Genomic DNA, 13,539 nt, shown 5'->3' with positions numbered 1-13,539 from the left:
CAACCCCGGCCAGGTTTCCGGCCTCATATAAAATTAAAGAAATCAGCTTAAAATAAAAAAATAACCGATGCAATTAATGAGCATCAGTTATTTCTGATGGCGCATTCTGCCCTTCATCATATGAAATAGCAATATTTTTTTAATTTTTATTAAAAATTTAGCTAACTCTTAGGATGAGTATAGCTAGCTAACTTTTTTACTCAAAATGATTTTAAAAGTTATAATTTAATCCTAAATTATAGCGACGACCGTCTAATAAGGCGTTGTTATCGTTATCCACTAACCGTCTATCTAAAATATTATAAACCCCAGCTAATAAAGAGAGATTTTTACTTAGCGCATAGTTTATTCCCATATCAATAAAGGTATAAGAAGGTAATTGATTGGCCATTGATGAGCGAGAAAGATATTGATTTGTTCTGCCACGGAAATTTATTCGTGTCCAAGCTTCTAATTCACTTATTGCCTGCCAGCTTAACGATGCATTTGCCATATGTTTTGGGGTCTGACTAAAGGCTTGCCCCTTATAATTGCCACTTAGTTGTTCAGAATCTGAATAGGTATAATTGGCTGCTAGTGATAAATTATCCTCAATTTGCCAATTAAATGTTGCCTCAATACCCCGCAAGTTAGCCTTATCAACATTATCACGGGTACTAATAAAATCATATTGACTACCATCGGGAATAATCGCATTACTACAAGCCGCTAATTTATCGCCACAAAGACGGTATTCCATAATTTTATCTTTAAAATCAGTATTAAAAATCGTTACACCAATATTCAGATTATCCTGATTATTCCATAATAAACCAATTTCCTGACCAATACTCTTTTCCGGTTTTAGGTTAGGATTGCCAAGAATGATCCCTTTACTCGTTTGCCCACCACTTATTTGGCCCCAGTTAGGCGCGACTTGGCGTAAATCAGGTGAACGATAGCCGGTCGAAACACCACCTTTAACTATCCATTGATCATTGATATGCCAAACACCATATAAGCGAGGAGTCCAATGTGAACCGAAATTCTCATCTTTATCCATTCGAATGCCGGCGGTTAAGCTGAAGTCATTAGTAATAGTCCATTCATCTTCGCTAAATAGTGCCCAACTCCAGCGGGTTAATTTATTAAAATTGGCCGCTGTCGGTAATTGATTACCTTGGTCATGTAAATCTTCATAACGATATTGGCCACCAATACTGAGCTTATGTGAATCTAAATCAAATACTGTCTGGTTTTTGAGTAGGTTATCATTATATTGCATATTTCTACCAGGGTTGTCTGATTCATCACGTTGGATAAATGTATCCATTGAACCCCATTGATAATTACCATTGTGCGTCAATGCATAGTTATTACGTCGATAAGTAGTATTATCATCTTCACATGATCGTTTTGTGCAAGCTCGGGTTTTACCAATTGTCGAGTCACGTTGCTGTTCATCGTGCTTTAAATCCAGATCAAAATTATTTTGCTCATCGGGGGTGAATGAAAATGTTACCCCAGCGTTACCCATTAGTTGTTTCTTATAACCACCCACAAATTTATCTTCATTACGCTGGGAATAAAGACCATTCGCTTTCACTCCCAACACACCGTCAATTAATGGGCCAGCCAGATAAAAACTACCCTGACCCGCATTGCCCGAATTACTACGTTCAGCAATAGTTGCATCCGCCCGCAAACTACCATACCAATTTTTACCTATTTTACGCGTAATGATGTTGATCACTCCTCCCATGGCATCTGAACCATAAAGTGAAGACATCGACCCACGCACCACTTCAATACGTTCAATCGCAACCAATGGCGGTAGCCAACCTTGTTCTATACCAGAACCATCACTATTGGGTCGAGTATTACGAGTATCTACCCGTTTGCCATCAACTAAAATCATGGTGTACTTGGCTGGCATACCTCGAATGCTTATATCGGTGCTACTTGCACCCCCTATTACTTGGACGCCAGGCAGATCCTTTAATGCATCTGTTACGTCACGGTAAGCTTTATTTTCTAGTTGTTTTCGATCTATGACTGATATAGATGCAGGCGCATCTTCAATTTTCTGCTGAAAGCCAGATGCGGTAGTAACAATAATGGTGTCACTATCTTCAGCAGCATAACCGGCCGCAGAAATAAACGCGATAATTATTAATGTTAATTTATTTTTATTAAAAAAATTCATTCCCTATTCTCCAAGAAATAGCAGGATTATTTATTAGTCAGAAAATCAACATAAGCTCAGATGCCAGTGAAATTAATTTTCCCGGTCTTTTTTTATTAATTTTTTATTTCACTCGAAAAGCACAACCTAATTTGAGATTTCAATTAGAATAAATTGGCAACTAATCCATCGATTAATACTTGAGGAACCCCTTGTGAACAGTGCTCAATGCGTCCAACGACACCATAAACATTAGCCAAATTTTCAGCTGTAATAACTTCTTCAGCCGAACCTTCTGCAACCAAACAACCTTCTTTTAACATTAATATATGTTCACCATGTCTTAAGGCAATATTAATATCGTGCACAACAACAATAGTAATAGTATCTCTGCGCTTAGTTTCTTTAGCCACTAGATCCATAACATGAAATTGATAATTTAAATCCAGCGCACTCAATGGTTCATCAAGTAACAATAGCTTTGGTTGCCGAATAAGGGATTGGGCTAAACCCACTAGCTGTTTTTGTCCACCTGATAACTGATCTAAATAACACAAGGCCAGATGCTCTATGCCTAATTGCCGTAGCAGTTTCATCACCTCTAATTGGCAGATTTGATGGCACTCTCCGCCAGCAGCACGTTGGGCAACAATAATTGATTCCAGCACATGTAAATGAACACCAGCCGGTAATGATTGGGGCAAATAAACAACTTGTTTAGCGCGTTGAGCAAAATTCATCGTCATCAGATCCAGGCCATTTAACCATAACTGGCCTGCTGCGCTATTTAATCCAGCCAAAGAACGTAATAGAGTAGATTTGCCACTACCATTTGGCCCAAGCAAAACAGTAATTTTGCCTTTAGGTAAAATACCGGTGAACAAATTTTGGATCACCGGACATTTAGGATAACCTGCATTAAATTGATTTATTTGTAATCCATTTATCATTAAATATTTCCTCTATGACGCAGGATCATACTCAAGAAAAAAGGAACTCCGACCAATGAAGTTACAATACCCACAGGTATAATGACGCCGGGAATAATATTCTTTGACGCAATCGAAGCCATCGATAGTACTAAAGCGCCAATTAAAGCACTGGCTGGTAAATAAAATCGATGATCTTCACCAAACATCATTCGAGCAATATGGGGAGCAACTAAACCAATAAAAGCGATAGGGCCGACAAAAGCGACGGATAAAGCTGCCAACATACTGATTCTTAATAATGTCCCCAAACGCAATCGACGAACATCTATACCAAAACTGATTGCGCGATCTTCCCCTAAACGTAACGCAGTTAACTTCCAAGCACTCAGCATGGAGATGGGAAAAATAACTGCAAAAATGACTGCCATAATTGCCAGCTTAGCCCACGTTGCCTTTGCCAAACTCCCCATTGTCCAAAAGACCAATCCCTGCAGAGTATCTTCAGTGGCAATAAATTGCATTATCGAAACTAATGCATTAAAGCTAAATACTAATGCAATACCAAACAGTACCACGCCGGAAGTTGCAATGCGTGTCCAACGAGTGATCGCATCCAACATTAATACCGCTAGTAAAGCAAAGATAAAAGCATTGACAGAAATAAACCATTGTTCAGAGATACCGGCAATGCCAATGCCAGAAACAATCGCTAATGCGGCACCAAAAGAGGCAGCACTAGAAACACCTTATGTAAAAGGGCTGGCTAGCGGATTATTTAAGATAGTCTGCATTTCAGCACCAGCAAGTCCAAGTGACATACCAACCATAACAGCCATTAATGCATAAGGTAGGCGAATATCCCAAACAATTACTTGTGTAGCAATATCAACACTCGCAGGTGAGATCAACGTTTGCCATAGCTTAGCTAAAGAAAGACCTGATGGGCCCAAGGTAAAATCAATTACTAATGACAGCATAATTAACATAATAATTGACGATATCAATATAATCCGACGTTTCAATATATATTGATAATGCGCTTTAATATTTATGCCATCATGGTTAGCTTGCTGCCTAAAAGCTGACATAGTTTCAGTCGTCATACTCATGCAAATAATTACCTGCTTTTTAATGAGTCTTGACTAACCCAGTAAACACCCGTTGGTTCTATGGCTAAAAATTGATGATATAACTCTTTCATCGTAGTTTGCGGATCCAGATCGGCAAATTTATCTGGGTAAAACCATTTAGCAAAAATTTGAGTGGCAATAACGTTATAAGGCGAATTATAAAAATTGTGCCAGATAGCATAGCTACGTCCATTTTTAATCGCTGAGAGTGTGTTAATACCTTTACGTTCAGTTATTTTGGTTAAACTTGTTATAGCTGCTTTTTCTGTTGATAAGGCACCTAATTGTACGCCTAATTCTTTGCTACCAGGCATCTTGCCTCCACTTGCAATATAAATTGCCGGATCATCAGCAATCACTTTCTCAAGGTTCATCATCCCTAATGGTCCGGGTAACGCATTTTTAGCGATATTTATTCCACCAGCTAGATCAATAAAATTGCCCATATTACCATTTCCCGCTGTACCACAGCAGTCTTCGGAGGAACCCGCTCTTAATTCAATAAAAACAGTCGGTTTTTTATCGTTAGGAATTTTATTAGTAATATCCGTTACTAGCTTAAGATTTTTTTCATAGAAATTGGCGTATTTTTCAGCCTGTTGCTCTCGCTGCAACGCCTTACCCAATAAGCGAATACTGGGTAAAGTATTTTTCAGTGGCTCACTACGAAAATCAACAAAAATAACTGGCACACCAGCCTTTTCTAGTTGCATGACCAATTCACTATTTTTGCCCGGGCCGTGGCCAGATAGGCCAAAAATAGCAATATCAGGATTTAGTGTTAATACTTTCTCCGCACTAACACTTTCGGCACTGGTATTACCAATTAAGGGAATTTTTTCAATTTCTGGAAACTTGGCTTTATAAACAGCATAAGATTGCGGATCAAGTTTACGAAAATCACCTTGCCAACCAACAATGCGCGCTAAAGGTTTTTTTCCTTCCAGTAAAGCAATCGCATGAAATAAGCGCCCTTCTCCCAACAGAATACGATTTACTTTATCTGGTACCTGAACAGTGCGACCCGCTATATCAGTAACCGTTACTGACCATGCTGCAAATGATGTCATTAACGTTATACCCGCTAATAAACAACTATTAACGCTCTTGGTAATAAAACTGCACGCAAACTTCACTTGATTGCCTCTCCATTCAACTGATCCGATTTGCGCGTAACAATAAAGAAAATAATAATTATTATCAATACGATTATTACTAACGTTACTTTTTTTTATTTATTCTTTGACCTAGGTAAAAAATTAACGCTCGACACACGCATAAAATACGTGTGTCTTTATAGAAAATCGAGAGGATTATTGACAATTACTTGTTTAGATTTTGATCATACTCAGGAAAATTCATCTGTTGGTAGTGAACAAAATGCGTTTTCTTGATCAGTTTATAACCAAACCATATAGCAAGGAATAGAGGAATACCAATATAGGTAGCAATCACACCATACCAATCAATCTTATCAACTAAAAATGCCTGATAATTTTGGCCTAATGTAATGACTAAACAGAGAACAAAAGCAAAAATAGGTCCAATTGGAAAAAAGCTTGAACGATAAGGCAATTTATTCAAATCATAGCCTTGTAACATATAACCTTTACGAAAACGATAATGGCTGATAGCAATCCCTAACCAAGCAATAAATCCGGTCATACCTGAAGTATTCAATAACCATAAGTAAACAACCTGATTACCAAACATTGAACTTAAAAAACAGAGTGCTGCCACAACGGTAGTCGCAATTAAAGCATAACGAGGAACTCCTCCCGGTGATAAGCGTGAAAAGATTTTTGGCGCCTTTCCTTCTTTAGCCAGGGTATATAACATGCGGGTAGAAGCGTACATACCTGAATTACCGGCGGATAATACTGCCGTTAAAATGACCGCATTCATGACAGCAGCAGCCGATAATAATCCTGCATTTTCAAAAACCAAGGTAAAAGGACTGACACTAATGTCACTGACATCATTACGCAACAAGCGTGGATCCATATATGGGATAATTAAACTGATCACCAATATAGCAAAAACATAAAATAACAAAATCCGCCAAAATACTTGACGTACCGCTTTAGGAATATTTTTACCCGGATCTTTAGATTCGCCAGCAGCAATACCAATTAATTCCGTACCCTGAAAAGAAAAACCGACGATCATAGCAACCCCAATCATTGCCGAAAATCCACCGACAAAAGGTGCTTCCCCAATCTGCCAATTATGCCAGCCAGCATTTTCTGCCCCGCGGAAAATACCAATAATCATCAATACGCCAATCGCAATAAAAATAATGACGGTAATGACTTTAATTAACGAAAACCAATATTCTGCCTCACCAAATCCTTTCACAGAGATATAATTAAGCATAAAAATGATAAACAGAAAAATCGCGCTCCAAATCCAACCATCAATTGCAGGAAACCAATATCCCATAACTAGTTGCGCAGCAACTAAGTCAACAGCTATAGTGACCGCCCAGTTATACCAATAGTTCCAGCCAAGAGCGAAACCAAAGCCTTCATCGACATATCGTGAACCATAAGTAGAGAAAGAGCCGGAAACGGGTAAATAAGCTGCTAGCTCACCTAAACTGGTCATTAAAAAATAAACCATTAAACCAATAATAATATAAGATAATAAAGCACCACCTGGCCCCGCTTGCGCTACCGTTGCGCCGGAAGCAACAAATAATCCGGTACCAATAGAGCCGCCGATAGCTATCATCGTCAAATGACGTGCTTTTAGTTCTCGACGCAATTTTGTTGTAGCGCCCGGTGATGTCTGGGTAGATTGTTCTGACATTAATGACCTTTTATTCAACGTGGATCTTAACATCAGTGATTGTAACAGATAGAGTTACCAGGAATAAGCAACTATTCCCAGTTATAAGATACCTTCATAATTGACGGAAAATTATTAGTTTTGCGCAGGATCTTATTATTAAAATTTCATTGAAAATATTCTAACAAAAGTAATAACGCCTTAGATAAATGTTTATTTTGATGATGAATTAAATATAATGTCCGTGAAAGTTCGAGTTCATCAATATTTAACGCGACCAATGAACCATTCTTTAATTGTTCCTCTATTGTAAGATAAGATAAACAACTTATTCCCATACCATTTATAACAGCATGCTTAATGGCTTCAGAATTATTAAATTCAATTAAAATATTGCACTGGCTTAGTTTACTCAATAATAGTTGATCAACAATATTACGGGTTCCAGAACCGCTTTCACGCAAAATCCAATTCTCATTTTCGAGTTCATGTTGTTTTAATTGACGGCCTACCAGTGGGTTATTCGGCGAACAAAATACCACCAACTGGTCTTTTTTCCATGGTATAGTAATCAATTCTGTTTCATAACAGCTTCCTTCAATTAAACCTAAATCAACCTTGAATTCGAGTACTGCTTTGATCACTTCCGCAGTATTATTTATCGTTAATTCAAACGGAATAGTGGGATTATCATGACGATAATGGACCAATTTCCCTGGCAATATATAATTACCAATCGTGGTACTTGCCGCCACTTTTACCGCTGCTAATCCATTTTTGGCAATTTGTTCAACTTCAGTTGCCTGTTCAAGTAATGCTAATACTTTTGGATATAATAACCGACCATATTCATTAGTTACTAAACGTTTACCAACGCGATCAAATAACTGTACTTCAAGTTGAGATTCCAAATCTGTTAAAGCAGCACTTACTGCTGATTGTGATAATGCCAATGATTGAGCAGCCTGAATTGTTGAGCCACATTGAAAAATTTCAATAAAAACTTCAAGTTGTCTAAAAGTAATTCGCATAACCATGCTCACTTTATTAATTAACCATATAAATCAGACTACCATAATAATCTAGCTAACCATCAATTTACCACTTTTTCTAATAAATAATAGAAAAACTATCTATTTTCAAGATATATTGTAATGATATATGCTTAGAACAGAATAAAATTGTGCAGATTGCATAAACCAATGGTTAAAACAATTATGACAACACAAATAAAACATAAAAATTTTAAATATATACCTGGATTACTATTGACAGGGTTTGTAACTACTATTGCCGTTTATCTTGGTAATAAAGAATGGTTTGCAAATATCGGATTAAGTCCTTTAAGCCTGGCAATTCTGTTGGGCATTGTGGTTGGAAATACCATTTATTTTGTCGTAAAACCCTCTCGTACCGAAGGGATCAAATTCGCTAAACATTATTTATTAAGAACAGGGATTATTTTGTACGGTTTTCGATTGACGTTTCAACAGATTATGGAGGTTGGTACGATTGGTATTATGATTGATCTGATTATGCTAACTTCCACATTTTTAATTGCACTGTTGATCGGTAAATATTTTTTGAGGTTGGATAGTCAGACGACCATATTGATTGGAGCCGGTAGTAGCATTTGTGGCGCCGCTGCAGTTTTAGCAACAGAATCTGTCATTAAAACATCGGCTGATAAAGTGACAATTGCAGTTGCAACTGTAGTTATTTTTGGTACCTTGGCTATTTTTGTCTATCCGTGGTTTTACCATTTAAATCAAATTTATCACTGGTTTTCACTTGATCTGGCTCAGTTTGGTATCTTTATTGGCTCTACTGTGCATGAAGTCGCTCAAGTAGTTGCTGCTGGCCATGCAATTAGCCCTGAAGCTGAAAATAGTGCAGTGATCAGTAAAATGATCCGCGTTATGATGTTAGCACCATTTTTATTGATATTATCAAGTTATCTAAATCGCAAAATGATAACCAGCAATTTATCCCAATCAAAACCCACTATTGTGATCCCTTGGTTTGCAATATTTTTTATTATCATTGCGTACATAAACTCTTTTCATTTATTGCCACAAATTTTAGTTCAATCCATTATTACTCTTGATACTATTCTATTATCTATGGCAATGGCTGCACTTGGATTAACTACCCATATTAGTGTGGTTCGACAAGCTAGGATCAAACCACTAGTTATGGCTATCTGCCTTTTTGGCTGGCTAACTATCGGTGGCTTATTTATAAATTGTTTGATGCAATCGTTTTTTCAATAACATTCGATAGAATTTTGTTTTTTATCCCCTGCAGCTAGCAAACAGAAATTCTTATGGCCGAAATGACTTAACGCTATACATTTCATTTTTAAGCCAAAAGTGTCATAATTAAAATAAAATCAGGAGAAAAAAATGAAATTTGTTGGAGCCCATGTCAGCGCTGCTGGCGGTGTTGATCAAGCAGTACTCCGTGCTCACGAAATCAATGCCACTGCCTTTGCTCTTTTCACTAAAAACCAGCGTCAATGGCAAGCTCCACCTTTAAAACCGGAAACAGTTGAACAATTCAAACTCAATTGTGAGAAATATGGTTTTGGCAAACAGCAAATACTGCCACACGATAGTTATCTTATTAATTTAGGCCATCCGGAAACTGAAGCACTGAAAAAATCACGGGCCGCTTTCCTGGATGAAATGCAACGTTGTGAGCAATTAGGTATTACTTTGCTCAATTTTCATCCTGGCAGTCATCTGAATAAAATTACCGTCGATGTATGTCTTGCCCGTATAGCTGAATCAATCAATATTACTTTAGCGCAAACTAAAAATGTTATTGCTGTAATTGAAAATACTGCCGGTCAAGGCTCCAATTTAGGATTTAAATTTGAGCATTTGGCAGCGATAATTGAAGATATTGAAGATAAACAGCGAGTGGGTGTTTGTTTGGATACCTGTCATGCTTTTGCGGCAGGTTATGACTTAAGAACAAAAGAAGCTTGCGATAATACTTTTGCCCAATTTAATAAAATTGTCGGTTTTCAATATCTACGAGCCATGCATTTAAATGATGCCAAAAGCCAATTTGCCAGTCATATTGATCGCCACCAAAGCCTAGGCCAAGGTAATATCGGTTACAGCGCTTTTAGTTATATTATGAAGGATAACCGCTTCAATAATATACCTTTGATTCTTGAAACCATCAATCCGGAGATCTGGTCTCAAGAAATTGCCTGGTTAAAATCACAACAATAACTAACCTTCATCAAATCAATCGTTCTGAAAATAGGTGAAAATTTATCTATTATGGTTAATTTTTATCTGTAACCAGCCATAATATATAGTTATTATGGTGAGTTAAAATTGTAAGATAATAAATCAATATTGCATTTCTATCTGTTTAATCCTCAACTCACTAGGCTATTCTTTATCAAGCTGTAAATAACAATAGATCAATAACTTAGCAAAAACCCATTGATTAATTTATCAACACCAAAAACCGACCAAGTACAACATTCTAAAACTAAGGTTAAAAACAATTTTTTATAAATTGAAATAAATATTAATTTACTTAAATATCACTCATCGTGTATCATCGAGCTAGTACATAAAAGCAATAATATCAGAGGCAATAATGGCTAGTGATGTAATTCAAAAATTTAAACGCCCTCCCTTACTTGGTGGTGCCATGATCATTGCAGGCACAACTGTAGGTGCCGGTATGTTTTCTATTCCTATTGTTACTTCTGGCGTCTGGTTTACAGGTTCAATTATTTTATTAGTTTATACTTGGGCATGTATGTTTTTTTCTGGTTTAATGATCCTAGAAGCCAACATGAATTATCCTTGCGGTGCCAGCTTTCATACCATGGTAAAAGACTTACTTGGCGCCCGCTGGAATTTACTAAATAGCATTTCAATTACATTTGTTCTTTATATATTAACTTATGCTTATATTTCAGCTGGTGGATCGATCATTACGCATAATCTTAATCAGTTCATACCAATAAATCATCCTGTTGCCGGTTTATTGTTTAGCTTATTGATTGCTTTTGTAGTTTGGCTATCGACTAAAGCCGTTGACCGTCTAAGTACGATTTTGATTGGTGGAATGGTTATTACTTTTATTATGTCAGTGAGTGGCATGTTTAATAGCGTTTCATCTACTATCTTATTCAATAAAAATAGTCTGGATACGGATTATTTACCTTATGCATTTATTGCTTTACCTTACTTACTAACCTCTTTTGGCTTCCATGGTAATGTGCCTGGTTTAGTAAAATATTACCATAAGGAAAGCAAAGCAGTTGTTCGGAGTTTGTTATATGGTACCCTTATTGCTTTAGTCATTTATATCTTATGGCAGTATGCTATTCAAGGTAATATATCTCGTACAGCCTTTAAACAAATTATGACTGAAGGTGGTAATGTTGACTCGCTATTAAAACAAATGAATCACAGCATCAATAACAATATTGTAAAACAGTGTTTAAATCTGTTTTCTTACATGGCACTTGCGAGCTCTTTTTTAGGCGTTACACTTGGACTGTTTGATTTCATTGCCGATTTTTTCAAATTTAAAGATAATAATCGAGGCCGTTTAAAATCCGCCTTGATAACCTTCATTCCACCTACCCTTTTTGCTTTATATTATCCTGATGGTTTTATTCATGCCATTGGTTTTGCTGGCCTAGCAGCAACTATATGGGCAGTAATTGTGCCGGCAATGATGGCTAAAGCTAGTCGCAAAAAATTCCCGCAAGCAGCCTATCATGCGCCTGGCGGTGATCTATTAATTTATTTTGTCATCCTATTTGGTTTGATTAACGCAGTTATTCATATATTAGCACTATTTGATATTTTGCCAGTTTATAAATAGTATCACCCTTGCTTAGATTAATTCCAACGCCTCATACTAGGTGATCCTAGTTGTCATGAGGCAAATGGGAACTAAGCATTACTTTGTATTCTAATTGCAGGCAATTTTATAATAAAATTAAAATTATTATTACCTAATGAAAGGAATTCATATGGCTAAAGCCAATGAAATAAAACGAGGCTATGCAGTAAACTTAAATGGCAAGTTGCTATTAGTAAAAGATATTGATATTCAAACACCAAGTGCACGAGGCGCCAGCACCCTCTACAAAATGCGTTTTACTGATATTAAAACCGGACAAAAAGTTGAAGAACGTTTTAAAGGCGATGATAATCTTGAAACAATCCACTTAACTCATCGGGCAGTAAGTTTTTCTTATGTTGATGCTGATGAATATATATTTATGGATAATGAAGATTTCACTCTCTACAATTTTAAAAAAACAGATATAGAAGAAGAACTTTTATTCTTTACTGACTCAGGGATCCCTGGTTTGCAAGTTTTAGTAATAAATAACCAAGCTATTGCATTACAACTTCCTCAAACTGTTGATATGTTCATTGTAGAAACAGCACCGAGTATTAAAGGGGCATCAGCCAATGCAAGAACAAAACCTGCCAAGATGGCAACTGGGCTAATAATACCAGTTCCCGAATAATTATCAATCGGCGAAAAAATTCGCATCCACATTGCAGAGCGCCGTTATATGGGGCGTTGTGACTAAAATGGATAAAATTTAAACAATGGCTGCTCTTAATTAAAGAGCAGTAATATTAATAAAAAAAGTGATTAACTTGAAAATAAAATCAAAAATAGCTAATTTCCAGCATGCCCTGCTGTTTGTTTTATTAACCCATAAAAAACGAGTTTTAGCATATTTAGCGAGTGATTTTTGCCGCTGTTTTATTAATAAATTCTTACATACTTCACGCGTTACCACTTCGCTAGATTTATGCCAATAATTCGTTTCTAACATATTATCATTTACAATATTTTGATAAGCATGTGCAGTGATAGCGCCATAAAAATGAATTACTCCGCCATTATCTGTTTCACTATAGATATGTGCTGATAAGATTAATGCTAGTATAAACAAAAAATTCTTATTTAAATAAATAGGGTTTCTAACCCTTAGGCTGAGCATTGCTATATTTTTCATATAAAACCATAAGAGGTTTAAGCCTGGTCAATATATAAAACTACTATTGAATATTTTTATTAAATAATTGCTTTGAATTTGCTAATGATTTAGTAAAATTACATTTACTACCATAACTCAATATCTGATTGAAACATAAAATATAGTTAACCACGAAATTCAGCATAACATAGTTTTTATGTGATAATAAATTTACTATTTTATTGTTTAAATATAATAAGTTACCACTCTTTTTTATTATTTACTAATCATTCTAATTTAATTGCTATTTAAATTTAGCACTCTATAGGCATTTCAACTACTAGTTTAAAATGATAAATATCATCTATCTGACTTATAAAATCAAAAAATTCACTAATAAACAAAAAACAACGCATTAACACAAAATTTTAAAATGATAATTTTTATATTTATACATAATTAAAAAATTTTTGCTACTGAAAACAGACTCATTTATTTTAAATAACAAACTCAATTTTATAAAAACTTTTAACA

Annotated in this window: 9 protein-coding genes and 2 pseudogenes; 4 read left to right on the top strand and 7 right to left on the bottom strand. The window is 35.9% G+C overall.

Features of this window, described 5'->3' with window-relative positions:
• Positions 1 to 211: 211 nt before the first annotated feature.
• The 6 genes and pseudogenes from LDL57_RS05880 to LDL57_RS05855 all read right to left on the bottom strand — a co-directional run bounded on the left by LDL57_RS05880 (position 212) and on the right by LDL57_RS05855 (position 8,047).
• Positions 212 to 2,185, bottom strand: a complete 1,974-nt coding sequence (locus LDL57_RS05880) for a ligand-gated channel protein (protein WP_180560206.1) — start codon at positions 2,183 to 2,185, stop codon at positions 212 to 214.
• Positions 2,186 to 2,328: 143 nt separating this feature from the next.
• Positions 2,329 to 3,114, bottom strand: coding sequence for an ABC transporter ATP-binding protein (locus tag LDL57_RS05875; RefSeq protein WP_180560205.1), 786 nt, complete (start codon positions 3,112 to 3,114; stop codon positions 2,329 to 2,331).
• Positions 3,114 to 4,184 (bottom strand): annotated as a pseudogene (locus LDL57_RS05870) (FecCD family ABC transporter permease). Before LDL57_RS05870 ends, LDL57_RS05875 begins: the two are co-directional and overlap by 1 nt.
• A 29-nt stretch (positions 4,185 to 4,213) precedes the next feature.
• On the bottom strand, positions 4,214 to 5,296 hold the full coding sequence (locus tag LDL57_RS05865; RefSeq protein ID WP_180560204.1) for an ABC transporter substrate-binding protein: 1,083 nt from the start codon (positions 5,294 to 5,296) through the stop codon (positions 4,214 to 4,216).
• Positions 5,297 to 5,549: 253 nt separating this feature from the next.
• Positions 5,550 to 7,037: an amino acid permease gene (locus tag LDL57_RS05860; protein WP_180560203.1), complete on the bottom strand. Its 1,488-nt coding sequence runs from the start codon at positions 7,035 to 7,037 to the stop codon at positions 5,550 to 5,552.
• Positions 7,038 to 7,183: 146 nt separating this feature from the next.
• Positions 7,184 to 8,047, bottom strand: coding sequence for a LysR family transcriptional regulator (locus tag LDL57_RS05855; protein WP_180560202.1), 864 nt, complete (start codon positions 8,045 to 8,047; stop codon positions 7,184 to 7,186).
• A 171-nt stretch (positions 8,048 to 8,218) separates the two neighbouring features.
• On the opposite strand from LDL57_RS05855, the gene LDL57_RS05850 reads away from it, so the two are divergent.
• From LDL57_RS05850 to yeiP, 4 genes and pseudogenes are all read left to right on the top strand, one after another.
• The gene (locus tag LDL57_RS05850) at positions 8,219 to 9,289 is read left to right on the top strand and encodes a YeiH family protein (protein WP_180560201.1); all 1,071 of its coding nucleotides are present in this window, start codon (positions 8,219 to 8,221) and stop codon (positions 9,287 to 9,289) included.
• 132 nt (positions 9,290 to 9,421) lie between these two features.
• Entirely contained in the window at positions 9,422 to 10,261 is an 840-nt protein-coding gene (gene nfo / locus LDL57_RS05845; protein ID WP_180560200.1) for a deoxyribonuclease IV, read from the top strand.
• Between the two features lie 379 nt (positions 10,262 to 10,640).
• Positions 10,641 to 11,885 carry a tryptophan permease gene (gene mtr, locus LDL57_RS05840; protein WP_180560199.1) on the top strand — a complete coding sequence of 415 codons (1,245 nt, stop codon included), beginning with the start codon at positions 10,641 to 10,643 and terminating at the stop codon, positions 11,883 to 11,885.
• A 151-nt stretch (positions 11,886 to 12,036) separates the two neighbouring features.
• Positions 12,037 to 12,609, top strand: a pseudogene (gene yeiP, locus LDL57_RS05835) (elongation factor P-like protein YeiP).
• A gap of 33 nt (positions 12,610 to 12,642) precedes the next feature.
• On the opposite strand, the gene LDL57_RS05830 reads toward yeiP, so the two are convergent.
• Entirely contained in the window at positions 12,643 to 13,044 is a 402-nt protein-coding gene (locus tag LDL57_RS05830; protein WP_180560198.1) for a hypothetical protein, read from the bottom strand.
• Between the last annotated feature and the right edge of the window lie 495 nt (positions 13,045 to 13,539).

Origin of the sequence: Arsenophonus apicola (genome assembly GCF_020268605.1) — a bacterium.
In the GTDB taxonomy this organism is placed as follows: Bacteria; Pseudomonadota; Gammaproteobacteria; order Enterobacterales; family Enterobacteriaceae; genus Arsenophonus; species Arsenophonus apicola.
This window is presented reverse-complemented; position numbering and strand designations above follow the sequence as displayed.

Coding starts and splice junctions, on each gene's coding strand:
- LDL57_RS05855 (WP_180560202.1), bottom strand. CDS start 8,047: ATGCGAATTACTTTTAGACAACTTGAAGTTTTTATTGAAATTTTTCAA.
- LDL57_RS05865 (WP_180560204.1), bottom strand. CDS start 5,296: ATGACATCATTTGCAGCATGGTCAGTAACGGTTACTGATATAGCGGGT.
- LDL57_RS05860 (WP_180560203.1), bottom strand. CDS start 7,037: ATGTCAGAACAATCTACCCAGACATCACCGGGCGCTACAACAAAATTG.
- LDL57_RS05880 (WP_180560206.1), bottom strand. CDS start 2,185: ATGAATTTTTTTAATAAAAATAAATTAACATTAATAATTATCGCGTTT.
- nfo (WP_180560200.1), top strand. CDS start 9,422: ATGAAATTTGTTGGAGCCCATGTCAGCGCTGCTGGCGGTGTTGATCAA.
- mtr (WP_180560199.1), top strand. CDS start 10,641: ATGGCTAGTGATGTAATTCAAAAATTTAAACGCCCTCCCTTACTTGGT.
- LDL57_RS05875 (WP_180560205.1), bottom strand. CDS start 3,114: ATGATAAATGGATTACAAATAAATCAATTTAATGCAGGTTATCCTAAA.
- LDL57_RS05850 (WP_180560201.1), top strand. CDS start 8,219: ATGGTTAAAACAATTATGACAACACAAATAAAACATAAAAATTTTAAA.
- LDL57_RS05830 (WP_180560198.1), bottom strand. CDS start 13,044: ATGAAAAATATAGCAATGCTCAGCCTAAGGGTTAGAAACCCTATTTAT.